Here is a 25,994-nt window from a genome sequence, read left to right as displayed (position 1 = left end):
TGCATTGCAAAATAGTGTTCCAATTATTGACTGCCATCCTAGGCTATGCAAAAGTGCCTGACAAGAATAGTGGACAATAGTTTTGCTATGCAAAATACGTGTGTTGTCCACGTCCAGCGCTACTTCGAATGATAACTCTAACTATAAAACCCGTTGCCACCAGGAGCCGTCATGATTCGCGATCCCGAATTGATTAACCAGCTTGTTGATACCATCGCCCGTTTTGTCCGTGAGCGCCTAATTCCTAATGAGGCACGCCTAGCCGAGGAGGATGCGGTGCCCCCAGAAATTCTTGCGGAAATGAAAGAGATGGGCCTGTTCGGGCTATCGATCCCTGAAGAGTACGGCGGCCTGGGCCTGACCATGGAGGAGGAGGCGCTGGTGGCGATGGAAATTGGTAAAACCTCGCCTGCCTTTCGCTCGGTGTTTGGCACCAATAATGGCATCGGCGCCCAGGGTATTTTGATTGATGGTACTGATGAGCAGAAAGCCAAGTATGTGCCACGCTTGGCCACGGGCGAGATTCTTAGCTCGTTCTGTCTCACCGAGCCCGATTCCGGCTCCGACGCCGCCAGTCTGCGCACGACGGCGGTGCGTGATGGCGATGACTATATCTTGAACGGCACCAAGCGTTATATCACCAACGGCCCAGAAGCCGATCTGTTTACCGTAATGGCGCGTACTGACCCAGAGAATAAAGGCGCAGGCGGTATTTCAGCCTTTATCGTCGAAGGTAATACTCCAGGGCTGGTTCGCGGCCCTGCGGATAACAAGATGGGCCAGAAGGGCGCCCATACCTGCGATATTATTTTCGATAACTGCCGAGTGCCCGCTGAAAATATTATTGGTGGAAAAGAGGGGCAAGGCTTTAAAACGGCGATGAAGGTGCTAGATCGCGGGCGGCTGCATATTTCGGCGGTCTGTGTAGGTGTGGCCGAGCGCTTAGTGGAAGAGTCGCTGCGCTACACCATGGAGCGTAAGCAGTTTGGCGCGGCGCTTGCCGAGCATCAGCTGATCCAAGCCATGTTGGCGGATAGCAAAACCGAAGCCTATGCAGGCAAAACCATGGTGATGGACGCTGCACGGCGTAAAGACAATGGTGAAAATGTTTCGACACTGGCTTCCTGCTGCAAACTGTTCTGCGCCGAAATGGTGGGCCGGGTAGCAGACCGCGCGGTGCAGGTTCACGGGGGGGCGGGCTACATGTCGGAATACGCGGTTGAGCGTTTCTACCGCGATGTGCGGCTATTTCGTATCTACGAAGGGACTACCCAGATTCAACAAATCGTCATTGCTCGCAACATGGTGCGGGAGGCGTCCTAATGGCTTTATCGGTTTCCTACCAAGCGCCGGACGAGGCTATCTTTGGGCGCCTTGCCAGCGAGCTGGTGGCCGAGCTTCCCGAACGCCTCAGTACCCGCGTGCTTGAAAATGCCAAGCTGCTTGGCGAGCACCCGGCTATCGTGGATGGCAATGTGCGCTGGAGTTATGCGGAGCTTGGTCAAGAAATACACGCCGCCTGTGAGTGGTTAAGCGTATTGGGCATTCGCCCTGGCGACCGGATTATGACGGTGAGTGAAAACTGCCGCGCTCTGGTCGTGCTGCTACTGGCTGCCAGCGAGCTGGATGTCTGGGTGGCTATCGTTAATTCGCGCCTCTCAGCACAGGAAGTTGACCTCATTCAGGGCAACTGCCTACCTCGGCGAGTCTTCTATACCTGTGAAGCATCCCAAGAGGCGTGCCAGCACGCCGAGCGCCACGGGGCTGACCGCTACCAGCACCCTCAGTTGGGTGGGCTGGCCATTTCGCCGCTGTATGACAGCGAGCCCGAGCCGGTCTGCGCGAGCGGCGCCGAGCAGGTGGCGGCGATGATCTACACCTCGGGCACCACTGGCACACCTAAAGGCGTCATGCTGACCCATCGTGGTATTCTCTATATCGCCTCGATTTCAGGCGGCATGCGTCATTTAAGCGAAGGACAGCGGGTCTACGGCGTGCTGCCCATGTCCCATGTGTTTGGCCTATCTTCGGTATGTATGGGGTCGCTCTATAACGGCGCCTGCCTGTATACCGTGCCGCGCTTCGATGCCGCCCATATGCTGGCAACGCTGAAGCAGGAGCGCATTACCGTTCTCCAGGGCGTGCCGGCGATGTATGCCCGGGCGTTAGAGTTTTTAAAACGTGAGCAGCGCCCGTTGGAAGCACCTGAGCTAATTTATATGTCAGCAGGAGGTTCGCCGTTAGATAGCGACACCAAAGTGCGGGTAGAGTCCGCCTTTGGGCTGACGCTGCATAATGGCTACGGCTTAACCGAGGCGAGCCCTACCATCAGCCAGACCCGCATCGATGACCGCCATGCAACTAGCACCGTTGGCCGGGTATTGCCTTTGCTTGAGTACCGCCTGGAACCGCTTAGCGACAGCGGAACTACCGAGCAGCCTGGAGATGAAGTAGGTGAGCTATGGGTGCGCGGGCCAAACATTATGAAAGGCTACTTTCGTCAGCCGGAAGCCACTCGGGCCACTCTAACTGACGATGGTTGGCTCAATACCGGCGATATCGCCAAGCTCGATCACCAGGATCAACTCTATATTGTTGGGCGTAGCAAAGAGCTGATTATCCGCTCCGGCTTCAATATCTACCCGCCGGATGTGGAAGCGGTGATTAACGAACATCCGGCGGTCACGCTTACCGCCGTAGTGGGGCGTCAAATCGCCGGAAACGAAGAAGTCGTGGCGTTTGTGCAGTGCGAGCCGGGCGTTGACGTTGATCTGGCGGAGCTCAAGGCGTTTATCGCCGAGCGGTTGGCGCCTTACAAACGGCCTACTCAAATTGTATTGATGGATACGCTACCTTCCACCGCCAGCGGCAAAATTCTTAAAGGACGATTGCGCGATTTAGCCCAGCAGGAGAGCGGCTCATGAGTCATTCACCTCAGCAAGCGTTAATGGGCTACCACGAACTGCTGGGCATGCACGTCGTTGAGTGGGAAGAGGGCCGAGTAGTCGTTGAACTGACCATTGAGACAAAACACCTAAACCGCAGCGGCAACGTTCATGGTGGTGTATTGGCTTCAATGCTGGATAGCGCTTTAAGCCTTGCCGGTTTGCACTGCGATATACCGGGCAATATTCGCCGAGGAATGACACTCTCATTAACCACGACCTTTGTGGGCCCTGCCCGGCAAGGTGTGTTGAAGGCAATAGGCACGGTTCGCGGCGGCGGACAGAAAACCTATATGAGCAGCGGTGAGATAGTCGATGAGCAGGGCAGCTTAGTGGCCATGGGAGAAGGCTCCTTTCGGCGTCGCAGTGGCAGTGAATCCACAGAGGGATTTCCAGAAAGCAAACCCCGGGAGCCAACTGAGTGAGCCCAGCCCGCCTGCGGGTTTCTCTGTTACTGCTGGTCACCTTGGCAACGCTGTTTCATCTGGTGGTTGGAAGCCTGTTTTGGCAAGCCGTTGGCATTGCCGCGCTGGCGCTCTATCTATTAACGCTTGTTGGCAAGCTAACGCGGATGGCCAAAGGGTTGCTGCTAGCCGCGTGGATAGTGTCGCTGCTAGCGCTCTGGCACTCGTCGAACCCAGGCCAACTGCTGTTTGAAGCCAGTGGGCGTTTTGCGTTTTTTGCTACCTTTGTGGTGGCGTTGAGTATGCTACGTTTGCCTGCCTACCGTTCGCGCCTGGTGCGCCGCTGTGGGCAAAGCATGCTGCTTCAACCGCCTAGCCGCCGCTACCCGATTTTATCGCTTGGTTCTGCGCTGTTTGGCATTATTCTCAATATCGGCGTGCTTAACCTGTTTGCCGCCATGATTGAAAAGAGTAACACCCTAGTCGCGGCCCAAGGGCGCGCCTGGGTACGAGAGGCTCGCCAGCGGCGCATGATGTTGGCGCTGCTGCGCGGGTTTTCCCTGGCGCCGTTGATCTCCCCTATGGGCATTGGGGTGGCGGTAGTGCTGTCGAGCCTTCCCCAGGTCACTTGGCTGGAGCTTGCGCCGTATATTTTGGGTGCCGCTGTGCTAATTTTTCTGGCCGGCTGGGCGGTAGATTTTCTGACCGGCCCACATCCCCCTGCCAATAAAGCCCCGGTAGCTGCTCCTTCGTTACGTCCGTTGGCCCAGTTCAGTGTGTTGCTGCTGGGAATTGTGGCGCTGGTGTTTAGCCTTGCCTGGCTATTAACACTGCGCTTACCCATTGCCGCGCTGTTAGGTGCGCCCACGGGGGCGCTGATTTGGCTTGCCTGGCAGCGGCGCAGGCTTGGCTTCGGCGGGCTGCCTGCCGCGGTTAGCGCGGTGCATCGTCAGTTGCCGTGGCTGCTTTCGCCTAGTGCCAATGAGATCGTGGTGCTAGGGGCGGCGGGCTATTTGGGGCATTTATGCGTTGGGCTGGTGGACACTCAGCAGTTGGCGCCGCTACTAACGGTGTTGAACCCGTGGGGCGCCTTCAATGCCGTGCTGGCGATGCTGATGGTAGTGGGGCTGGCCCAGGTAGGCGTTAATCCTATCGTGACGGTAACGCTGCTGGTGGGGCTGCTACCGCAGTTAGCCATTGAGGGGCTAACGCCTGCGCTGATAGGTGCATCGCTGATGGTAGGCTGGGCGCTGGCGCTAATGTCGTCGCCGATGACCGCATCAATGCTGATTTTGTCCCGATTTACCGGTGTACCCGCCACGCGTATCGGCTACCGCTGGAACGGCAGATTTCTGGTCTCCTCGATTCCGCTATTGGCAGCGTGGTTTGTATGGGCACCCTTTTAAAGGGGGGTAAGAATGCGGAAGCGCTTGACCTTTGTGCGGTGTTTTTTTAATGTTCTTGTCATAAAGTAAAATAGTATTCTGCTATGCAGAATTAAAGAATGGTTGAAACAAGATTAAATATTCTTAATCGCCAGGAGCACGCCTTATGAAAGTACTCGTCGCGGTGAAACGCGTCATCGACTATAACGTCAAAATCCGCGTTAAAGCGGATCACTCTGACGTTGATCTTACCAACGTCAAAATGGCCATGAACCCCTTCTGCGAAATTGCCGTGGAAGAGGCGGTACGCCTGAAAGAGAAGGGCGTGGCGACAGAAGTCGTCGCCGTCACGGTAGGGCCCAAAGCCGCCCAAGAGCAGCTACGTACCGCGCTGGCGCTGGGGGCGGATCGCGCCATCCATATCGAAACCGACGAGCGCGCCGAATCCCTGGCCGTGGCCAAGCTGCTGGCCAAAGTGGTTGAAGAAGAGCAGCCGGGGTTGGTGGTGTTGGGTAAACAGGCCATCGACACCGACAACAACCAGACCGGCCAAATGCTCGCCGCGCTCACCGGCCTGCCCCAGGGCACCTTTGCCTCGGAAGTGGAAATTAGCGGCGACGGAAGTGATAGAAAGCTGAACGTCACCCGTGAAATCGACGGCGGCCTGCAAACCATCGCCTTGACGCTACCGGCGATTGTCACCACCGACCTGCGTTTGAATGAGCCGCGCTACGCCAAGCTCCCCGACATCATGAAGGCCAAGAAAAAGCCGCTGGATGTGAAAACCCCCGCCGACTACGGCGTTGAGGTTGCCTCCAAGGTCAGCCTGCTCAAAGTCGAGTCGCCCGCCGAGCGCAAAGGTGGCGTCAAAGTCGCCTCGGTAGACGAGCTGATCGACAAGCTGAAAAACGAAGCCAAAGTTCTTTGAGATAAGCTCTTTAAGATAAGTGCTTTGAAAACCGTACTTTAAGAAAAGAGCTTTGAAAGGAGTTGATGCCATGAGCATTCTGGTACTTGCGGATCTACACGAAGGCCAACTGGCCGGCGCCACCGCCCACGTCGTGGCGGCCGCCCAAGCCATCGGTGGCGATATTGACGTTCTGGTGGCCGGTGAAGGCGTGCAAGCCGCTGCCGAAGCCGCCGCCAAACTCGACGGCGTGAGCAAAGTCCGTGTCGCCGATAACGCCGTTTACGCCCACCAGCTGGCCGAGCCCATGGGCGCGCTGCTGGTCGAACTGGCCGATGGCTATACCCATGTGCTGGCCAGCGCCTCCACCACCGGCAAAAACGTACTGCCGCGCCTAGCGGCGCTAAAAGACGTCAGCCAGCTGTCGGACGTTATCGCCGTGGACAGCGCCGATACCTTTAAGCGTCCGATCTACGCCGGTAACGCCATCGCTACCGTCAAAAGCGACGATGCGCTCAAGGTCATCACCGTGCGTTCCACCGGTTTTGATGCGGTCGGCACCAGCGGCAGCGCGACGATTGAAGCCGTCGACGTAGTGGTCGACAACAGCCAGTCCAGCTTTGTGAAAGAGGAGCTGGCGCAGTCGGATCGTCCTGAATTGGGCGGCGCCAAGGTGGTGATCTCCGGCGGCCGCGGTATGGGCAACGGCGAAAACTTCAAGCTGCTCGACGGCATTGCCGACAAGCTGGGGGCTGCCATCGGTGCTTCCCGGGCCGCGGTAGACGCAGGCTTTGTGCCCAACGACATGCAGGTCGGCCAAACCGGCAAGATCGTCGCGCCGGATCTGTATATCGCCGTGGGCATTTCCGGTGCCATCCAGCACCTGGCGGGCATGAAGGATTCCAAGGTGATCGTCGCGATCAACAAAGACGACGAAGCACCGATTTTCCAGGTGGCGGATTACGGCCTGGTGGGAGATCTGTTTGAGATCCTGCCGGAGCTTGAGAGCAAGTTGTAAGAGAGTTTTAGAGGCTCAGTAAGAGGGTCGGGTGCAGCCCAAAGCGGGGGTTATTCGCCATGGCCGGAAATCATTCCTTACAATTCCGGCATTCCCGCCATCCATGGCGGTCAGATGGCGAATTTAGCGTCCAGGGAGGGATTTACAGCGCCCCCGCGGCGGGTTGTGCCCGATCCGGTATGACTCTTCGATAATAACAACCAGCGAGTTTCCCATGCTAACGCGCCTAACCGCTTCATTAACCCTGCCGGTGATCGGTTCACCCATGTTTATCGTCTCCGGGCCTGAGCTGGTGATTGCCCAGTGCCAAGCGGGCATTCTGGGTGCTTTCCCCGCGCTCAACGCCCGACCTGCCAACGTATTACGTGAGTGGTTACAGCAGATCACTCAAACCCTGGCCGACTATGATGCGCAGCACCCCGAACAACCCTCAGCACCCTTTGCGGTCAACCAAATCGTGCACCCCACCAATGATCGCCTAGAACACGATGTCGCGCTATGCGCCGAGTTCAAGGTGCCGCTGGTGATTACCAGTCTGCACGCGCCTAATCAAGTGGTGGAAAAGGTGCACGCCTATGGCGGGCTGGTTTTTCATGATGTGACCACGTTGCGGCACGCCAAGAAAGCGATTGATGCGGGGGTTGATGGGCTGATACTGGTCTGCCACGGCGCAGGCGGGCATGCCGGGCGGTTAAATCCCTTTGCGTTTGTGGCCGAAGTGCGCCGCTTTTACGACGGCCCGTTAGTACTGGCAGGGGCGATTAGCAAAGGCGAACAGATCGTTGCCGCCCAGGCGCTAGGTGTGGACTTGGTGTATATGGGCACGCGCTTTATCGCTACCCAAGAGGCAAACGCCCAAGCGGACTATAAACAGATGGTGCTGGACGCAGCGGCAGGCGACATTGTCTATACCAACCTGTTTACCGGTGTGCACGGTAACTACCTACGGCAAAGTATCGAGCAGGCGGGATTAGATCCTGATGCGCTGCCTGAAGGTGATAAAACCTCTATGCGCTATGGCTCAGGGGGTAGCAGTAAGGCAAAAGCGTGGCGGGATATCTGGGGCGCGGGGCAGGGCGTAGGCGCTATTGCCTCTATGCACAGCGTGGACGAAGAAGTGGCCACGCTGCGCCAGGATTACCAGAAAACGTTGGATCATTTACGGCGGCTTTGACGAAACGCTGCCACCCGCGTGTGAAAATCTTCCGACGCCTTGCACTGATCTTGAAGCTCGCCCTCTAATTGCATCGTGTCATTTAGCGGGCGCTGGGCAGCTTCCCGTAAGGCGCGTTTGGTAGCGCTTAACGCCAGGGGCGATTGACTCACCAGTGCTTGCGCCAACGACCAAGCTTCGACTAGCACTTGGTTATCTTCGACTACGCGGTTAGCCAAGCCGAGTTCGACGCAGCGCTCACCCGAAATGGGGGTTGCCAAGGCGGCCATTTCAAACGCCTGAGCATGGCCAAGCTGGCGCACCAGATGCCAGCAGGCACCGCCGTCAGGGATGAGCCCAATATTGATAAAGGCAAGCTTCAGGTAGGCGGAGTGGCCCATCACCACCATATCGCTGGAGAGCACATAGGAAACACCGATGCCCGCAGCCGCACCGCTAATCGCTGCAATCACCGGCTTATTCATTGCCATTAGGCTACGCAGGGCAGGCAGAAAGAGCGTTTCCAGCCGTTCGCTCGCAGGCTGAGACGTTGTCTCCTCAAACTCTGCCAGGTCAGCGCCGGCGCAAAACGCACTACCTTCACCGCGCAGAATCACACAGCGAACTTGCTCATTGTCTGCCACCACCGCCAGCGCCTCATTGAGTGCTAGGGCGGTGGCTTCATTCAGCGCATTGCGTACTTCGGGGCGTGCAATGGCCACTTCTACGATGCCGTTTTCAATAGCGCTGACAGTCACTAACTCGCCGACGTAATCTGGCATGTATCGCTCCCTAATTAGCTTTTCTGGCAACGTTCTCAGGCAACCTTTAACAGCTCGCTGACCGTTTCGAGATGATAGTCGCTGTCGCCCAGGTAGTGATCGAACATTACCAGATGCTTGGCGTAGTTCGCGACATAGCACTCTTCGGTCATACCCATCGCCCCATGCAGCTGGATCGCCTGCTCGGCAATAAAGCGAGCCGACTCGCCACAGTAGGCTTTGGCCGCGGCAATTTTGTAATCCCGTTCACTGGCAGGTAGCGCGATACTAGTGGCGGCTAAAATCGCCATGGAGCGGGACTGCTCCAGGTGCAGGTGCATATCCACCATACGGTGCTGCAAGGCCTGAAAGGTCGAAAGCGGTACGCCAAACTGCTTGCGCTCTTTTAAATAAGCGAGCGTTTGGTCGCAGGCCTCCTCCATTGCGCCGATGGCTTGGGCGCAGAGCGCTGCCCGGCCAACGGCCAGCACCTCCGCGAGTACATCGCTAACATCTTCACTCAGGCAGCTGGTTAATGGCAGCGTGACGCTGTCCAGGGTCAGATCGCCGGCGGGCTGATCGTCGATAGTGCGGTAGAGGTGGGTAGCTGTGCCCGGTGCATTAGCAGGCACAATGAACAGCCCTAGCCTGCCGTTATCTAATTTAGCGCTGACCAACGTAGCCGCAGCGGCTTCAAGGTTGAGTACTACATCTTTCCTACCGGTTAGCTGCCATTGGCCGTCTTGCTGGGTAGCCTGGGTAGCTACCGTAAAGGCGTCGTAACGGGCGCCAATCTCCTGCCAGGCAAGCGCTAATTGATGCTCACCTTCAAGTAGTGGTTCTAGCCATCGGGTTTGCTGTTCGCTGTTGGCGGTAACGGCCAGCAGTTGGCCGGGCAGCACTAGGCCAGCCAGATAGGGCTCGGGCACTAAGCCTCGTCCCAATGCCTGCATAATAATCATCAGGTCGGTGCCATCGCCCCCTAGCCCGCCCACGTCTTCGCTGAAGGGCATATGCAGCAAACCCAGCTCGGCAAAGGTGCGCCATAGTGCAGAAGCGCGGTTTGGAGCAGCGGCCAGCATAGCGCGGCGCTGCTCGGCGGAAACCTGGTCGGCCACCAAACGGGTGAGCGTCTCTTCGAGCATGCGCTGCTCGTCGGTTAAAGCAAAATCCATGGTGACCTCACATATTTAGAATGGTTTTGGCGACGATACTTTTTTGTATTTCATTGGTGCCGCCATAAATCGATAGCTTGCGACGATTGAAGTACTGAGCGCTGGCGGAAGCGTTTTGGGCGCGTTCTTCATTCAGGCTGTCGTCGCCATGCAGGAAGTCGGGGAAGAACGGCAGCGCAGCAGGGCCCAGGGCGCGCCGGGTAAGCTCGCTTAGCTCCTGGCGAAGCTCCGAGCCGCGTACTTTTAGCAGCGAGCTCTCTGCGCCGGGTACACCGCCATCTCGGGCAGCGGCAATCACGCGCAGGTTAGTGACTTCCAGCGCCATTAGTTCGAGTTCCGCTTTTACCACCCGCTGACGGAAGCTGGGTAGCTCCAGCAGCGGTTTGTCGCGATGTTGAATCCGGCTCGCCAGGGACTTCAAGTGGCGCAGCGCCTGCTTGGCGTGACCAAGCCCCGCAATCCCGGTACGTTCATGGGTGAGTAGAAACTTAGCGCATGTCCAGCCCTGGCCCTCTTCACCGACCCGGTTCTCTACGGGGACGCGCACGTTATCTAAAAAGATTTCGTTAACTTCGTGGGCACCATCCAGGGTAATAATTGGCCGTACGGTGATACCCGGTGTCTGCATATCAATCAGCAGAAAGCTGATGCCCGCCTGCTTCTTGGCGTCTGGGTCGGTGCGTACCAGACAGAACAGCATGTTGGCGTGCTGGCCCAGGGTGGTCCAGGTTTTCTGACCATTGACGATATAGTGGTCGCCATCGCGAACGGCGCGGGTATTTAGACCCGCTAAATCAGACCCAGCGCCGGGCTCTGAGTAGCCTTGGCACCACCAATCCTGATTGCTCAAAATGCGAGGCAGGTAGTGCTGTTGCTGCTCGACACTGCCGAATTTCATGATGACGGGGGCCACCATATTAACGCCGAAGGGAACGACCGTAGGCGCATGGGCTGCGGCGCACTCTTCGTCGAAAATATGCCGCTGTACCGGCCCCCAGCCTGGGCCACCAAACTCTTTTGGCCAGTTAGAGGCTAGCCAGCCCTGTTCGCTGAGGATGTTCTGCCAGCGCAGGTGATCATCTGCACGCAGGTGGCGTCCTTGGCGTACGCGCTGGCTAATATCGCTGGGCAGTGCATCGGCTAGAAAGCGGCGAACCTGTTCGCGAAATGCCTGCTCTTCGGGGCTAAAGGTGAGGTTCATGGGCTATACATCCTGAGCTGCAGTTGAGAGCGTGGCCTGGCGGTGTGGCCCTCCTAGGTGACGTGGATAGCCAAACGCTTCCACCGCGAGCAAATCGAGGTCACTTTCCCGGTAGCAGAAGCCCTGTTTCGCCATATTGACACTCAGCTGTTCAAGCGCTGACTGACCTTCACTGGTCGGGGCTTGCTGAATGGCAGCATGCATCGCACGAAGCATGCTTTTTTGGTGGCTGACCACGATGTTTAGACGCAACGCTTTAAGCGTCAGTGCGGCTCGCTGCTGAATTAGTGGTTCTGCGCTTACGTTGATTATCTCAGCGATATGGCCGTTTTCAGCAATGATCAGGCTTAGCGCACTATCTTTGGAACAGGCGCTGTCGCTGCCGGCGCCAATCTCTTCCAGTGCGATAACCGGGCACGCCTTGCCCGAATTTCTGGTGGCATTGGGCGCCAGGAGGCAAAGTTCGGTGGCCTCGTCGGGAGCGCTGGTTAAGCTAATACCCGCCTTTTGCGCGGCTTTTTGAAGGCGTACAAAGAGCGGATGCTCACCAATCAGTGCAACGTGTTTAAAAGCACTGGCTTTCTCAACGTCGGGCACCAGGTGCGGGCTACGTGCGGCAAAAAAGAGATGAATAAGCCCGGCGCGCTGGGGGGAGTCCATACAGTCTAGAAACAGCTCCCGCTCGCGGCGCAATCCGGCCTCAAGTGACTCGGCATCCCCGCAGGCCTGAATCGCTTCGACAATGCGAAACGGCGAAAACAACTCGGGAGATTGCTGGTTAAGATGTTCCAACGTTTTAGTGATGGCCTGGGAATCCGCCGCCGGGGCAGGAAGCTGGCCGGTGATGCGGGGTGTTTGAGTGCCTGCCAGCACTTCCTGGGCGGCGGCTAAACCCGCTTCAAGAGGCGTTTTGGCGTCGCTAATGGCGTCGATGATGCCCGCCTCAAGCGCTTCATCAGCCTCCACAAAGCGACCGCTGGTAATCATCTCTAACGCCCGCTCAACGCCAACTAAGCGTGGCAAACGTTGTGTGCCACCGGCGCCAGGCAGTAGGCCAAGCTTTACCTCTGGTAGCCCTACGCGGGTTCCTGCCAGCGCGATTCGGTAGTGGCAACCGAGTGCTACTTCCAAACCGCCGCCCAGGGCCGTGCCGTGCAGGGCAGCGATCAGCGGTTTTGGGCAGGCTTCCAGGTGGGTAATCACATCGGGCAGGAGGGGAGCTTGGGGCGGCTTGCCAAACTCACGGATATCCGCCCCGGCAATAAACGTGCGGCCATCGGCCAGCACGACCAGCGCTTTCGCATCTGTGTCGGCAATACCCTCTTTGAGCGCGTTGACTAAGCCGCTGCGCACGGCCTGACCCAGGGCATTAACCGGCGGATTAGCAATTTGGATAACGCCTATATCACCGTGGCGCTGGTAGTGAACGGACATAGTTAGGCTCTCGTATTTCGCATGATAATGAATTAAAAAATAACCCTGGCGTTCTATCTATTACGCAGCAGAGGCGCTTTGCGTACGCCGATGGTGGCGCTGGCTTAAGCGTGCCATCAACACGCCGGGCACTAGTGCAGCAAGCGCAAGGCCGATCAGTTCCCACTGGCTAAGGGGGATCATTCCACCGCCAGGCAGTGCCAGTAATAGTCCCGCGACCAGTACCAGGGCGCGAATAATGATCTCCTGCAGCGCGCCATAGCCCAGTCGCCCAACGCCCATCAAGTAGCCTTGCATGGCGGAGGCAAACAGAATGATGCCGAGCACTGCCTGGATAAACACGGCCACGATCACCAGTGGTGCGCCCTGCATAATCAACGCCGGATTAAGCACAAATAGGAAGGGGATAAAGTAGATCACGCTACCCAGGCGCATGGCCTGCAGACCCGTTTCCATGGGCCGGGCACCGGCCACGGTGGCGGCGGCAAAGGCACCCAGGGCCACCGGCGGAGTAATGAAACTCAGCATGCCCCAGTAAAGGATGAACATATGCACCGCCATGGGATCCAGCCCTCCGCCTTGAATCAGCGCGGGGGCTAGCGCAACGGCGAGGAAAATATAGGCGGCAGTCACGGTCATGCCAATGCCGAGCACGAAACTGGTCACGGCGCCCATAATCAGCAGTAGCGGCACGCTGCCGCCGGCAATATTGATAAAGTCGTTAGCGATGGTGCCAGAAAGACCGGTCATCGAAAGCGCACCGACCAGCATGCCCACGCCGGCCAAAATAGCGATCAGCTCGGCAAATAGCTTGGCGGCAGACGACAGCGTATCGGCCACGTCTTTCCAGCCCCAGCGGTTATGCTTGGAAAGCTGATTCAGCACTAACAGCAGCGCGGTGGCGTAAAAAGGCGCTACGGCCTCGCGCTGCATAATCAGCAGCATCCAGACTAATAACGCGAAGACAAAAATAAAGTACCAACCCTCTTTTAGGGTTTGCCAAAGCGAAGGCAGCTCAACGGCGGGTAGGCCTTTAATATCGTGGCGCGCAGCGTAGGCATCAATCTGAATAAACAGACCCAGGAAATACAGAATCGAAGGAATGACGGCGGCCAGCGCCACAGCGGAGTAGGGGATGTCCAGAAACATCGCCATGACAAAAGCAGTAGCACCCATAACAGGGGGCATCAATACACCGCCGGTTGAGGCGCAGGCTTCTACACCGCCGGCAAAGGAGCGGCTCATGCCGATACGACGCATGGCGGGAATCGACAGCACGCCGGTGGTGAGTACGTTACTGATCACGCTGCCGCTCATGGAGCCCATCAGGCCACTGGAGAAAATCGACACCTTAGCAGGGCCGCCCCGTACATGGCCCAGCAGCGCAAAGGCCAAATTAATAAAAAACTTACCGCCGCCGCTTTTCTGCAGCACGACACCAAACACCAAAAAGCCAATCACCAGGCCCGCGAATGCCTGCAGCGGCACCCCCATGATGCTTTCGGTACTCATGGTGTGGTACATGGCGGTTTGTTCAAGAGTTGAAGGAAACGCCTGGATAGGGCCGGGGACGATATCGGCCACCAGCGGATAGAGCGAGAATACCCCGGCAATAATCGCAATGGGTAAACCACCCGCCCGGCGTGCTGCTTCTATAATCAGCAGCCAGTAGGCGTAGCTTGCATAAATGGCGATTTCGGGTGCAGAAAAGGCCCAGCCGCGCTCCAAAATGGGCACTGCGTTGTAAACAAAATAGCCGCCAACGATAAGTGTGATGGCGCTCAGCGTGTAGTCATACCAGGGAATGGGCTGCTCTTGTTGGCGACTGCGCATGGGCCAAAGCAAAAACACCAGCGGTAGCAGCAGCGCCACAACGGCGTAGTAGAACTGCGTCTCCAGACCCGTAACGAAAGTCAGTAAGCCAACGTTAAACAGATAATCCAGGGTCATCGCCATCAAAATGACGGTGACCGTGGCGGGAATCCAGCGCAGCGCAGGAGGAAGCTGACGAAATTGGCTGATCTTTTCTTTAACCTGCTGATTATTGGCAGGCGAGGTATCTGTGGTCATGGGGGGCTTCCGTCAATCAGCAGGGGGCGGCAAGTGCCGCCCCGTGGTGTATCACTCGAAGATCGGTTCGAAACCGGCATCGCTCAGCGCGGTGGCACGGGCTTCCATCCAGCCGGTAGTAAATGCCTCGTCCTCACTGGGTGCGTCCTGCATAAAGCTTTCCCAGGCGGTTAGCAGCACGTTCTGACGCTCAACGAGCTTGTCCTGATGAGCCTGCATTTCATCGGTCCATACGTCGATCTCTTTGTAGTACTCCACGACCGCATCGTGGAACGGCACTACCCACTGAAGGTCTTGCTGTTCCAAGGCGTAGCCAAGCGCCCCTGGGGCGTTATCTTTATAGTCGTCGAAATTTTCCTGCATGGCCTTGATCAGGCCATAAGCCACATTGTCGTCCAGGTCTTGGTTGGCCACTACGATGGGGTAAGGGTAGCTAGCGCTAAGCACCGGATTTTCGGCGCTGATGCCGCCTGCCCCAGAAGTGACTTCGTGAGGGCGGAAATAAGGCGCCACCGCCGCCATACGCTCCCAGCCGGCTTCGTCGTTGGGGTCTAACACCGGCCAGCTAATGCCGCGGGGGCTACTGGCCAACTGCTGGGCGGGCGGAGTCACCGTTGTGGTAAAGGAGGCGTCCACATCGCCAGCGATAATGCCGTCGAACGAGCGGCCATAGCCGGGGTAATCAACCCGCTCTACGTCATCCCAGGTTAAACCGCCGAAGGCGAGGTACGCCTCTGTGCCTTTATTGAGTGCATCGTCGCCGCGGATATAGGCGATGCGTTTGCCCGCCAGGTCAGCGGGTGTTTCAACGTCCAGGTCGCCCGCAACCGCAAGGGAGAGGCCAAAAGAGGCGGTAGAAGTGGTAATCACGCGAAGTGGCTGAGGGCCCCAGTCACGGTCGGCAAACATCATTACACCTTCCGCGCCGTAGTAGCTGGCGATCCCGCAGGCGCAAAGGTCAACGCGGCCCTGCTTGAGCGGCGTCATGCGTGATACATCGTTATCACCCGGCAGAATACGTACAGACGAATCGTATTTGTTCTGCAGCATATTGCCGATGGCGACGGCTTGGGCATAGCCGCTTGAGTTGGTGCCATAAGCCGTCCAGGCCATGGTGCCGGGCAGTTCAATTTCACTGGCGTGGCTGACTGCTGCGCCGAGTAGCGATAGAGGTAAGGCGGCAATAAGTAGGCGTTGAGCGAAGGGGCGCATTGGGATGCTCCTTTATTGTGGTTGTAGTGACGTTGATGGTGACGTTCAGTTACTGGTTATTTGATCGAATGTGTTTTGCTATGCGGTATTGTATTTTGCTAAATGGTCGAGTGATAGTAGAGAAGCCGCTGGGTGGCTGTCAATGCCGTTGTCATCAGTGGTGTCCGTTAGTAAACAACAGGCATAAAAAAACCAGGCAAAAGCCTGGTTTTTCAGAGCGGTAGCGAGAGCAATACAGTTAAGAAAACTCACGCCAAGCGGCGTAGGTGCTTAGAAATACCCGTCCGGTCAGTGCGTCCAGAAAGTCACTCTTCTTTAGCTGATCCATTACTGGGCCTTTGACCTCGGATAAATGCAGTTTTACATCGGAGTCTTTTAAACGGGCGTTGATCGCATCCAGACTCTCTAGGGCTGAGGCATCGATCAGGTTAACCGCTGAACAGATCAGCACCACGTGCTCAAGTTCGGGGTGACTCGCCACTAGGTTATAAACGGTGTCTTCCAAATAGCGGGCATTGGCAAAATAGAGGCTCTCATCGATGCGCAGCAGGGCAACGGTATTGACCGTTTCGACATCGTGGCGGGTGGTGTTTCTAAAGTGTTCGGTGCCGGGCACGCGACCCACCAGGGCGCTGTGCGGGCGGCTGGTGCGGTACAAAAAAAGCGCAATAGAGAGTGTCACACCGCTGATAATGCCAGCTTCAACGCCTTCGCACAGCGTTAGCAGAATCGTCACCGCCATGGCGGCAAAGTCGCTGCGGGAGTAGCGCCAGGTTTGGCGCAGCATGGGGATGTCCACCAGCGTCAAAATCGAAACGGTAATCGTCGCGGCCAGGGTCGCGATGGGCAGATAGTAGAGCCAACCGGTAAATGACAGGGTGACCAGCGCAATACCTAGTGCCGCAAAGGCACCGGCGGCAGGTGTTTGCGCCCCTGCATCGTAGTTAATAACGGTGCGGGACAACCCCCCGGTTACCGGCATGCCGCTGGAAAGTCCGGCGGCTAAATTGCTGGCGCCCAGGCCTACTAACTCCTGATTGGGGGATATGCGCTGGCGCCGTTTAGCGGCCAACATCTGGCCCATGGAGACCGACTCCACAAAGCCGACCAGGCTAATCAGCAGCGCTGGGATTAGCAGTGCCCGCCATAGCGAGTAGTCTGCCCAGGGAAAGCTCAACGCGGGTAAACCACCGGGAATGGATCCCACTACGTCAACGCCTCTATCGGCCAACTGCCAGTGCCAGGTCACCAGGGTGGTGATTACGACTGCAAAGACCGGCCCCGCTTTGGCGATCAAGTCCGCCAGGGTGTTTGGCAGGCCCATCTTGTGCAGGGTGGCTTTACCTTTGCGTCGCATAGCTATCAAAAACAGCAGGGTTCCACTGCCGATCAGCAAAGTGGGTAAGTTAAAGGTGGCTAAATTGGGCACCAGGGTGATAAGACGTTCCACCAGGGTAAAGCCACTACTCTCTACCCCCAGTAAGCTGCCCAGTTGGCTGGCCGCGATCAAAATGCCCGACGCCGTTAAGAAGCCGGAGATAACCGGGTGGCTTAGAAAATTGCTGAAAAAGCCCATTTTCAGCAGCCCCATCACGACCAGCATGCCACCGGAAAGTAGTGACAGGATTAGCGCTGCCTGTAAATAGGTCTCCGTGCCCGTGGCTGCTACTGAGGAGAGCGCGGCACCGGTCATCAGCGCGATAATTGCCACCGGCCCGACCGCGAGGGTTTTGCTGGTACCAAACAGGGTATAGAACAGTTGAGGCAGTATACTGGCGTAGAGGCCCACCACCGCGGGTAACCCGGCCAGCAGCGCATAGGCCAGCGATTGGGGAATGACCATCACGGTGACGATCAAGCCCGCCAAAAGATCGGCCCCCAATAGGCGTTTATGGTAGTGGGGGAGCCATGTCAGGATTGGCAAGTAGCGCTTTAGCATGGGTTCCAGGTGTTGTAGAAGTGGCAGAACCAAAAGAGTAAGGGATATTCCATTTCATTGCAGTGCTTATATTCATTTTCACTGCGGTAACCCAATGATGACCAAGCGCTTCCTTCCCCCAAAGTGCTACTTCTTTCATAAGCGTTACACGCTAAGCTTAGCCGCGAAGGGGAGTTAATTCCTCAGAAGTGGTATTTTCGATACTTGATAACGTTAATAAAAAGAGTACTGCTCATGCGCTTACTGCGATTGTTAGTTCCGGTGCTGTTCGTGGCGCTTTCCATAGGGCTTGCCGCTCAGGGCGGCCACTGGCGTTACCTGGCGCTCCTGTTCGCCGCGATGGGCGGTGGTGCTATGCTGCTCAGTGCGCTGGAAGGCGTTTACCGAGCCGACCAACGTCACCTGGAGCAGAGTCGGTTTGGCTTTAAACCGCTGCGTGATTACCGGTCGCTGCGTGCCATGGCCTACCGATTAATGAACCGCGCTAGTAGTACCGCGATTGCCTCGGCTGAAGTGTCGCACTACGCCGACCTGATGGATCAGCGTCTAACCAAACAAGAGACCATGGCCCGTGAAGCTTCATCGAGTATGACGGCCATTAATGCAGCCATTATGCAGGTGAGTGCCAGCGCCAGCCAAGTGGCGGCGCTGGCAGAGAGCGCCCGGGAAGCCAGTCATCACAACCATGCCGAGCTGGACGATATTATCCAGGACATGAGCGACGTCGCCGACCGCTCCAACCAAGCGCTGGAAATGCTGACCGCGCTGAACGATAAAATAGAGCGCGTTCGCAACGTTACCTCCATGATTGAGGGTATCGCCGAACAGACCCATCTGCTGTCGCTCAATGCGTCAATTGAAGCGGCCCGAGCGGGCGAACACGGTCGAGGGTTTGCCGTCGTTGCTGGCGAAGTGCGCAACCTGGCGCTCAAGACCTCTACCGCGACGCAAAGTGTCGATGAGCTGGTTAAGGATATGCATCAGAGCGGCCAGTCGGTAGTCGACACCATTGGTGACTTGATGGCCCGTATCAGCGAACGCTCCAAGGGGCTGCAAGTGGTCGGCACCAGTCTGGGTACGATGACGCAGGAATTCGACCAGGTGCAGAGCGAAATCACCCGTGTTGCCGATGCCATGGAAAACACCCGTCAACATAGTCAAACCGTGGCGGACAGCCTGAGCCAGCTGGAAGATGATGTGGATGAAGGCAACCGAAATATGCACGATTTGGCTGAACAGGCCCGCGCATTGATGGAGGCTGCGGAAGGGGTCGATGGTGAACTGGCCCAGCAGCATTTAGAGGGCCGCCACCAACAGGTGTTTCACGCCGCACGATTAACCGCCGATAAGTTGGGTAAGCTGCTGGAGAAGGCGATTGCCAGTGGGGAGCTTTCAGGCACCCAGCTGTTCCAGCCCCACTATGAACAGATTCCGGGTACGCAGCCGCCGCAATATAAAACCGGCTTTGATAGTTTCACCGATAGGTATCTGCCTGATCTGCAGGAGCCTTTGCTCACTCGGTTAGGCTTAAGCTATGCCATTGCCTGTGACCGTAAAGGCTATGTGCCGACCCATAACAAAGCGGTCAGCCTTGCGCCAACCGGTGACTACGCCCACGATTTAAAATTCTGCCGCAACAAGCGCATTTTCGATGACCCAACCGGCAGCCGCTGTGGCGCTCATGAAAAGCCGCTGCTGCTACAAACCTACAAGCGCGATACCGGCGAAATCATGCACGACCTCTCAGTGCCGGTGTATGTGCAGGGTAAGCACTGGGGCGGCTTCCGGGTTGGCTACCAGCCTGAACGGGACACTGCATCGACGCCTATGCTTGAAGCTGCTGCCGATGCTAGTGCATCATCGCCGCTGGCGCTAACTAGCCGCAGCGTAGCGCGGGCGTGACTGCCACGCCGACCAGGAATAAAGCGCGAGCCCGATCCAAATAAGCACGAACGTTGCCAACTGGATAACGCCCAGGGGCTCGCCGAAAACCGTTAGCGCGATGAGAAATTGGATACTGGGATTGATGTACATAAGAAAGCCAATGGTCGCTAAGCGTAGCCGACGAGCCGCGCCAGCAAAAGCCATAAGCGGCAATGCGGTCAAGACACCGCTGGCGATTAGCAGATTAGTGGTAGCTGTATTTTGCAAAAAGTGCGAACTGCCGTTCCAGCTTAACCAGGTCAAGGCGATCAGGGCGAGGGGGAATAGCAGCAGGGTTTCTACAAACAGTCCTGATAAGCCGTCCAGCGGTACCTGCTTACGAAACAGGCCATAACTGCCGAAGCTTAACGCCAGTAGTAAACTAATCCAGGGCAGCTCGCCAAGCATCACGAACTGCACTGCAATGGCGACGCTGGCCAAGCCCAAGGCGACCAGCTGCAGCTTGGCCATCACTTCCCGCAGTACCAGCATGCCGAGCGCGACGTTCACTAAAGGCGTTAAGAAGTAGCCCAGGCTCGCTTGCAATACCTGCTTTGACTCCACCGCATAAATATAGATACCCCAGTTAAACCCAATCAATAGCGCGCAGGCTAACACCCGGCCAAGCCGCTTGGGTTCGCCTAATGCAGTGACAACGGGCGGCCAGCGGCGTAATAGGGTAATCAAACCGACCAAAAACAGACACGCCCAAATGATCCGATGAATCAAAATTTCAAAGGCGGGAACGCCGTCAAACAGGGCAAAAAATAGCGGAAAGCAGCCCCACATGGTGTAGGCGGTTAGCCCAAACATGACGCCTTTGACGGCAGCTGGATCGCGTGTTGGAGTAGGAAGCATAGCAGCCTCATTATTTAAAGATGCTAATCTAGCATAAACGTTGCCTTGAGACTGACGAATTGGAGGTGTTAAGTGAGTCAACTTAGGAACACGCTAGTGCAGTGCGATCTGCGCTGGGAAGACCCCCAGGCCAACCACACCCATCTTGAGAAGTTGCTGGGCGAGTTGGATAGCCGCGATACGGATCTTATTGTATTGCCGGAAATGTTTGCCACTGGCTTTACCATGAACTCCCGCGAAATGGCCCAGCCGATGGCAGAGAGCCAAAGCGTTGCCTGGCTACAGGCCCAGGCGAAGGCGCGTAACTGTGTTATGACTGGCAGCGTGGCGATTGAAGAGAACGGTGAGTTTTATAATCGCTTGATCTGGGCAACGCCGGAGGGGGAGTTAACCCACTACGACAAGCGCCACCTATTCCGTATGGCCGGGGAGCATGAGCGCTACGGTATGGGCAGTGAGCGTAAAGTGGTAGAGCTTAATGGCTTTAAGCTGCTGCTGAGCGTTTGCTACGACCTGCGTTTTCCGGTGTGGATGCGCCAGCAGCCAGCAGAAGGTGAGCATTTCGAGTATGATGCGCTGCTGTGTATCGCCAACTGGCCAGCACCGCGTCGTCATCCATGGCGTACGCTGCTCCAGGCCCGCGCGGTAGAGAACCTAAGCTATGTAATTGGCGTTAATCGCGTTGGAGAAGATGCCAAAGGGCTTGCCTACAGCGGCGACTCCCTGTTGGTCGACTTCAAAGGCGAACCGCTAATTGATAAACCTGCCCATACCCCGTTTATAGAGACGGGCACGCTGGATAAAACTACCCTTGATGCTTTTCGTGAAAAATTTCCTGCTTGGCAAGATGCCGACCATTTTAAGCTGCTGCCAGGAGTGGGTTAATGATGCGCCTTGATCGCTTTTTAAGTGAAACCTCACCGTTAACCCGTAGCCTCGCCAAGCGAGCACTTAAGAACGGCGAAGTCACCCTCAATGGTGAGCCGATCAAGCAATCGGCTACTCAAATCGATACCGATAACGATGTGGTTGTTCTTAATGGCGAGCGGCTGGCGCTGGTAGGCGTACGCTATATTATGCTGCACAAGCCGGTGGACGTTGAATGTAATGCCCGCCGCGGCCTTTACCAGCGCGCAATCGACCTGATTGATCTGCCCAAAGCCGAACGCTTACAGCCGGTGGGGCGCTTGGATGTGGACACGACGGGCCTGCTGTTGTTAACCGATGACGGCCAGTGGTCGCACCGTGTGACCTCGCCGCGCCATCGCTGCGCCAAGGTCTATATCGCAGAGCTTGCTGAACCCATGGAGGGTGCGGCGGCAGAGTGGGCGATTGGCCAGGTGGCGGATGGCCTGATGCTAGATGGCGAAGAGACGCTGACTCAGCCCGCGACGCTGCGGCTGCTATCGCCCACCCAGGCGGAGCTGACGATTACCGAAGGGCGCTATCACCAGGTAAAGCGTATGTTTGCCGCCTTAGGGAATCATGTGAACTCTCTGCACCGCAGCTCCATCGGTGATTTAGCCTTGGATGCTAACCTTGCGCCCGGCGAGTGGCGTGAGTTGACTGACGACGAAATTGCGCTGTTCTGAATACTTAGTAAGTATTCTTTAGCCGCTGCCTGGAAGGGTGAGCGGCTTTATTTTAATTGAATATTTATACCGTTATCTTGTAAATTCAGCTTCAGTAATTCCCAGATTTTTTTGCCAATCAGAAAGTGAGGTCGCAAGCTAGAACGACCTCTTGCCAATAGCGGTTAGCCGTTGCTAACTACTAAGGTGATAAGTACTAATGTGATAAGTACTAATGTGATAAGTACTAAGGAGCTGAATTTTAAGGGGCTAAGTGAGCAGCCGCAATCAGTGCTCGAGTGTAGGCATGCTGTGGCGCAGAAAGCACGTCCAGACAGGGGCCTTGTTCGACCACTTCGCCATCTTTGAGCACCATAATGCGATGGGCCATGGCGCGAATAACGGCGAGATCGTGACTAATGAACAGATAACTCAACTGCCTGCGGGCCTGAAGGTCGCGCAGCAGGGTAACAAGCTGCTTCTGTACCGTGCGGTCTAATGCAGAAGTGGGTTCATCAAGCACCAGCAGTTCTGGCTCCAGGATGATCGCTCGGGCCACGGCAATGCGCTGGCGTTGACCACCGGAAAACTCATGGGGGTAGCGCGCAGCACAACTCTCGGGCAAACCCACTTCTTGAAGGGTTTGGTTAACCCGCTGGGTGACTTCTTTGTCAGTCAGGTGGGGGTAATGAAAGCGCAGCCCCTCACTGACAATATCGAAGACCGGCATGCGCGGCGAAAGGGCGCCATAGGGATCCTGAAACACCATCTGAAAACGGTGGCGCTGGCGTCGCAAATCATCACCGGACAGGGAGCTTAGTTTGTCGTTGCCAAGGGTAACATCGCCTTGGCTAGTGACCAGCCGCATGACGGCCGACGCCAGCGTGGTTTTGCCCGACCCTGACTCCCCTACAATGCCCAGGGTCTCGCCCGGCGTGATCTGAAAATCGGTGGGCTGAACTGCCACAAACGCAGGCGGCTGGCGCTTGAACAAGCCGGTTTTGGTGCGCTTAAAGCTTACGCTCAACTGACGAGCCGTTAACAGCGGTGGCGCTTGCTTAATGGCCTGGGGTCTACCTTCTGGCTCGGCGGCGAGCAGCGCTTTGGTGTAATCACTTTGCGGGTGTTGAAAGACCTGCTCAACCGGTCCGATTTCCTGTATCCGCCCCTGATGCATGACGCAGATGCGATCCGCGTGACGGCGCACCAGGTTCAAGTCATGACTGATAAACAGCATGCCCATGGCGTGGTGGTCGCGCAGTTCACGCAGCAGGGCAAGTATCTCCTGCTGCACCGTCACGTCCAGGGCGGTGGTGGGCTCATCGGCAATCAGCAGTGAGGGATTGTTGGCAATCGCCATGGCAATCATCACCCGCTGGCGCTGCCCACCCGAGAGTTGGTGGGGCCAGGCATCTAACAGCTCTTCTGGGCGCGGCAGTTTCACTTGTTCCAGCAGTTCTTTGCTGCGCTCACGGGCCGCTTGGCCGCGCAGCCCTTGATGCAACCGCAATGCTTCGCCGATCTGCTTACCCACCCGATGCAGGGGATTGAGCGAGGTCATCGGCTCCTGGAAGATAAAACCGACGCGATTACCGCGCACGGTGTTCCAATCAGTTTCCGTTAACGTGGCCAGATTGGTATCGCCCAGCCAGCGTTCGCCTTGAACGGTGGCATTACTGGGCAGCAGATTCACCATGCCCAGCGCCGATACCGATTTACCCGAGCCGGACTCACCGACAATCGCCAGGGTTTCACCCGCGTTGAGGGTTAGCGAGAGGGAGTGCACCACCGGGGTGTTATCGAAAGCGACATCAAGGTGTTCAATGCGCAGCAGGGGGTTAGACATGCTGAGTCTCCTGGGCAGGGCCTGCTTGGCGCTGTTGTACGTGGCGGGGATCAAAGGCATCGCGCAAGCCTTCGCCGATAAATACCAACAGCGAAAGCATGATCGCCAGGGTCATAAATGCCGTGATGCCCAGCCAAGGGGCGTGCAGATTGTTTTTGCCCTGGGCCGCCAGTTCACCTAGCGAGGGAGCGCCTGGAGGCAGGCCGAAGCCGAGAAAATCCAGAGCGGTCAAGGTGCCAATAGCGCCGGTAAACAGAAATGGAATAAACGTTAGCGTGGCGACCATGGCATTGGGTAGCACGTGGCGCCACATGATCAAGCGTGATGGCAAGCCCATGGCTTTGGCTGCGCGTACATACTCCAAATTACGCGCCCGCAGGAACTCGGCGCGTACGATATCCACCAGACCCAACCACGAGAAGAGCAGCATAATCCCCAGCAGCCACCAAAACCCCGGCTGAACAAAGCTGGCTAAAATAATCAGCAGGAAGAGCACCGGCAAGCCGGACCAAATTTCGGTGAATCGCTGACCGATCAAATCAACTTTGCCGCCAAAGTAGCCCTGTACACCCCCAACCACGACACCGACAACTAACGATCCTGCGGTAAGTACCAGCGCGAAGGCTACCGAGAGTCGAAAACCATAAATCACCCTTGCGGTCACATCCCGGCCCTGGTCATCGGTGCCCAGCCAGTGGCGGCTATCCGGCGGTGCCGGAGAAGGGCGGGTCATATTCATGTCCAGGGTCTGGTATGAAAATGGAATGATGGGCCACAGCGCCCAGCCGTGATCATCAATTTGTTGCTGAACAAAGGGATCCAGATAGTCCGTTCGGGTCGGTAGAAAGCCGTCAAACTCGGTTTCTGGGTAGTCCACCAGCATGGGAAAGTACCACTGGCCGTCGTACTGCATGATGATCGGTTTGTCGTTAGCAATGAGCTCGGCAAACAGGCTGAGGATAAACAGCGTGGTAAATAACCAGAGTGACACCCGTGCACGGCGATTGGCTTTAAAAGCGGCCAGTCGACGGCGAGTAATAGGCGATAAACGTGACGATAAAGAGGCCATTATCACGACTCCCGAGTCGAAAAGTCGATACGCGGATCTACCCACACGTAGGTCAAATCGGAAATCAGCTTGAGGATTAAGCCGATCACGGTATACAGGAACAGGGTGCCGAATATCACCGGGTAATCCCGCTGCATGACCGCTTCGAAACCGAGCAGACCCAGACCATCCAGGGAGAAGATAACTTCGATCAACAGTGCGCCGGTGAAGAAAATACCGATCATGGCGGCGGGTAGGCCCGCGATAATAATCAGCATGGCATTGCGAAATACATGACCGTAAAGCACGCGCCGCTCGTCGGCGCCCTTGGCGCGGGCGGTAATCACATACTGCTTGTGAATCTCATCGAGAAAGCTGTTTTTAGTTAGCATCGTCAGCGTGGCAAAGCTGCCAATTGAGGCGGCGATCACCGGCAGCGTGATATGCCAAAAGTAGTCTTTGACTTTGCCCCAGGCTGAAAGCTGGTCGAAGTCGGGTGAGGTCAAACCGCGTAAAGGGAATAAGTCCCAGTAGGTCCCCCCGGCAAACAGAACAATGAGCAGGATGGCAAACAGGAAGCCCGGAATGGCATAGCCGACAATCACTAACCCCGACGACCAAACGTCAAACCGGGAGCCGTGGCGTAGCGCTTTTTTAATGCCTAATGGGATAGAGATTAAATAGACCAGCAGCGTCGTCCAGAGCCCTAGCGATATGGAAACCGGCAGTCGCTCGATCATCAGATCTGTTACCGGGCGGTCGCGGAAGAAACTGGTGCCAAAATCGAGGGTGAGGTAATCCGCCATCATGCCGATAAAGCGTTCGTGGGCGGGTTTGTCAAAACCAAACTGCTGCTCTAGCTGTTCGATAAAGCGTGGGTCGATACCTCGGGCGCCCCGGGAGTCATCGCTGACCTGGACATCGGCGCCACCCATATCCAAGCGAGTGCTGGCCATGGCGTCGGCGCCTTCAAAACGCGCCAGCATCTGATCAATTGGCCCACCCGGCGCCGCCTGAACAATAATAAAATTGAGTAGCATGATCCCGAAAAGGGTCGGAATCATTAGCAGCAGTCGGCGTAGGGTATAACGGGCCACAGAGCACTCCGAGGTTTATGACGATGAAACCGTTGAAGACAAGCCGT

General features: G+C 56.7%; 21 protein-coding genes. 10 read left to right on the top strand and 11 right to left on the bottom strand.

Annotated elements, in window-relative coordinates; translation table 11 throughout:
- Positions 1 to 171 precede the first annotated feature (171 nt).
- The 7 genes from ACWI0H_RS11675 to ACWI0H_RS11645 all read left to right on the top strand — a co-directional run bounded on the left by ACWI0H_RS11675 (position 172) and on the right by ACWI0H_RS11645 (position 7,833).
- Entirely contained in the window at positions 172 to 1,323 is a 1,152-nt protein-coding gene (locus ACWI0H_RS11675; RefSeq protein WP_022523327.1) for an acyl-CoA dehydrogenase family protein, read from the top strand.
- A complete protein-coding gene (locus ACWI0H_RS11670) occupies positions 1,323 to 2,924 on the top strand; it encodes a class I adenylate-forming enzyme family protein (protein ID WP_485873545.1) in 1,602 nt (533 codons plus the stop codon). The genes ACWI0H_RS11675 and ACWI0H_RS11670 overlap by 1 nt, the downstream gene beginning before the upstream one ends.
- Positions 2,921 to 3,370: a PaaI family thioesterase gene (locus tag ACWI0H_RS11665; protein ID WP_485873544.1), complete on the top strand. Its 450-nt coding sequence runs from the start codon at positions 2,921 to 2,923 to the stop codon at positions 3,368 to 3,370. The genes ACWI0H_RS11670 and ACWI0H_RS11665 overlap by 4 nt, the downstream gene beginning before the upstream one ends.
- Complete coding sequence (locus ACWI0H_RS11660) at positions 3,367 to 4,755, top strand: hypothetical protein (RefSeq protein ID WP_485873543.1); 1,389 nt, start codon at positions 3,367 to 3,369, stop codon at positions 4,753 to 4,755. The genes ACWI0H_RS11665 and ACWI0H_RS11660 overlap by 4 nt, the downstream gene beginning before the upstream one ends.
- Positions 4,756 to 4,900: 145 nt before the next feature.
- Complete coding sequence (locus tag ACWI0H_RS11655) at positions 4,901 to 5,662, top strand: electron transfer flavoprotein subunit beta/FixA family protein (protein WP_485873542.1); 762 nt, start codon at positions 4,901 to 4,903, stop codon at positions 5,660 to 5,662.
- A gap of 70 nt (positions 5,663 to 5,732) precedes the next feature.
- Positions 5,733 to 6,659: an electron transfer flavoprotein subunit alpha/FixB family protein gene (locus ACWI0H_RS11650; protein ID WP_485762286.1), complete on the top strand. Its 927-nt coding sequence runs from the start codon at positions 5,733 to 5,735 to the stop codon at positions 6,657 to 6,659.
- A gap of 214 nt (positions 6,660 to 6,873) precedes the next feature.
- Positions 6,874 to 7,833 carry an NAD(P)H-dependent flavin oxidoreductase gene (locus ACWI0H_RS11645; RefSeq protein ID WP_485873541.1) on the top strand — a complete coding sequence of 320 codons (960 nt, stop codon included), beginning with the start codon at positions 6,874 to 6,876 and terminating at the stop codon, positions 7,831 to 7,833.
- Here the strand turns inward: ACWI0H_RS11645 and ACWI0H_RS11640 are convergent.
- The 7 genes from ACWI0H_RS11640 to ACWI0H_RS11610 all read right to left on the bottom strand — a co-directional run bounded on the left by ACWI0H_RS11640 (position 7,815) and on the right by ACWI0H_RS11610 (position 17,604).
- The gene (locus tag ACWI0H_RS11640) at positions 7,815 to 8,594 is read right to left on the bottom strand and encodes an enoyl-CoA hydratase/isomerase family protein (protein WP_485873540.1); all 780 of its coding nucleotides are present in this window, start codon (positions 8,592 to 8,594) and stop codon (positions 7,815 to 7,817) included. The two genes, ACWI0H_RS11645 and ACWI0H_RS11640, sit on opposite strands and share 19 nt — an antisense overlap.
- Before the next feature lie 35 nt (positions 8,595 to 8,629).
- A complete protein-coding gene (locus ACWI0H_RS11635; protein WP_485873539.1) occupies positions 8,630 to 9,748 on the bottom strand; it encodes an acyl-CoA dehydrogenase family protein in 1,119 nt (372 codons plus the stop codon).
- A 7-nt stretch (positions 9,749 to 9,755) separates the two neighbouring features.
- Entirely contained in the window at positions 9,756 to 10,949 is a 1,194-nt protein-coding gene (locus ACWI0H_RS11630) for an acyl-CoA dehydrogenase family protein (protein ID WP_485873538.1), read from the bottom strand.
- Positions 10,950 to 10,952: 3 nt separating this feature from the next.
- Positions 10,953 to 12,383 carry an enoyl-CoA hydratase/isomerase family protein gene (locus tag ACWI0H_RS11625; RefSeq protein WP_485873537.1) on the bottom strand — a complete coding sequence of 477 codons (1,431 nt, stop codon included), beginning with the start codon at positions 12,381 to 12,383 and terminating at the stop codon, positions 10,953 to 10,955.
- Positions 12,384 to 12,443: 60 nt separating this feature from the next.
- Positions 12,444 to 14,453: a TRAP transporter permease gene (locus ACWI0H_RS11620; RefSeq protein ID WP_485873536.1), complete on the bottom strand. Its 2,010-nt coding sequence runs from the start codon at positions 14,451 to 14,453 to the stop codon at positions 12,444 to 12,446.
- Positions 14,454 to 14,504: 51 nt separating this feature from the next.
- Positions 14,505 to 15,665: a TAXI family TRAP transporter solute-binding subunit gene (locus ACWI0H_RS11615; RefSeq protein WP_485873535.1), complete on the bottom strand. Its 1,161-nt coding sequence runs from the start codon at positions 15,663 to 15,665 to the stop codon at positions 14,505 to 14,507.
- Between the two features lie 238 nt (positions 15,666 to 15,903).
- The gene (locus ACWI0H_RS11610) at positions 15,904 to 17,604 is read right to left on the bottom strand and encodes a SulP family inorganic anion transporter (RefSeq protein WP_133732860.1); all 1,701 of its coding nucleotides are present in this window, start codon (positions 17,602 to 17,604) and stop codon (positions 15,904 to 15,906) included.
- A 234-nt stretch (positions 17,605 to 17,838) separates the two neighbouring features.
- Between ACWI0H_RS11610 and ACWI0H_RS11605 the strand changes: the two genes are divergently transcribed.
- Positions 17,839 to 19,506: a methyl-accepting chemotaxis protein gene (locus ACWI0H_RS11605; protein ID WP_485873534.1), complete on the top strand. Its 1,668-nt coding sequence runs from the start codon at positions 17,839 to 17,841 to the stop codon at positions 19,504 to 19,506.
- Here ACWI0H_RS11605 and rarD read toward each other — a convergent pair.
- Positions 19,477 to 20,385, bottom strand: a complete 909-nt coding sequence (gene rarD, locus ACWI0H_RS11600; RefSeq protein WP_133732858.1) for an EamA family transporter RarD — start codon at positions 20,383 to 20,385, stop codon at positions 19,477 to 19,479. The two genes, ACWI0H_RS11605 and rarD, sit on opposite strands and share 30 nt — an antisense overlap.
- 72 nt (positions 20,386 to 20,457) lie before the next feature.
- Here rarD and ACWI0H_RS11595 point away from each other — a divergent pair, with 72 nt between their 5' ends.
- Positions 20,458 to 21,270, top strand: a complete 813-nt coding sequence (locus tag ACWI0H_RS11595; RefSeq protein WP_485873533.1) for an amidohydrolase — start codon at positions 20,458 to 20,460, stop codon at positions 21,268 to 21,270.
- 2 nt (positions 21,271 to 21,272) lie between these two features.
- On the top strand, positions 21,273 to 21,977 hold the full coding sequence (locus tag ACWI0H_RS11590) for a pseudouridine synthase (RefSeq protein ID WP_035586347.1): 705 nt from the start codon (positions 21,273 to 21,275) through the stop codon (positions 21,975 to 21,977).
- Positions 21,978 to 22,218: 241 nt separating this feature from the next.
- Here the strand turns inward: ACWI0H_RS11590 and ACWI0H_RS11585 are convergent, their stop codons facing one another.
- From ACWI0H_RS11585 to ACWI0H_RS11575, 3 genes are read right to left on the bottom strand one after another with little or no spacing between them, the layout of a single operon-like run.
- The gene (locus tag ACWI0H_RS11585) at positions 22,219 to 23,802 is read right to left on the bottom strand and encodes an ABC transporter ATP-binding protein (protein WP_485873532.1); all 1,584 of its coding nucleotides are present in this window, start codon (positions 23,800 to 23,802) and stop codon (positions 22,219 to 22,221) included.
- Positions 23,795 to 24,871, bottom strand: coding sequence for an ABC transporter permease (locus tag ACWI0H_RS11580; protein WP_485873531.1), 1,077 nt, complete (start codon positions 24,869 to 24,871; stop codon positions 23,795 to 23,797). The genes ACWI0H_RS11585 and ACWI0H_RS11580 overlap by 8 nt, the downstream gene beginning before the upstream one ends.
- Positions 24,872 to 24,873: 2 nt before the next feature.
- On the bottom strand, positions 24,874 to 25,947 hold the full coding sequence (locus tag ACWI0H_RS11575; protein ID WP_133732854.1) for a microcin C ABC transporter permease YejB: 1,074 nt from the start codon (positions 25,945 to 25,947) through the stop codon (positions 24,874 to 24,876).
- Positions 25,948 to 25,994 lie beyond the last annotated feature (47 nt).

The sequence above is a fragment of the Halomonas sp. NYA30 genome (genome assembly GCF_976980765.1).
Note: the sequence above shows the minus strand (reverse complement) of the source record. Positions and strands in the feature narration are given on the sequence as shown.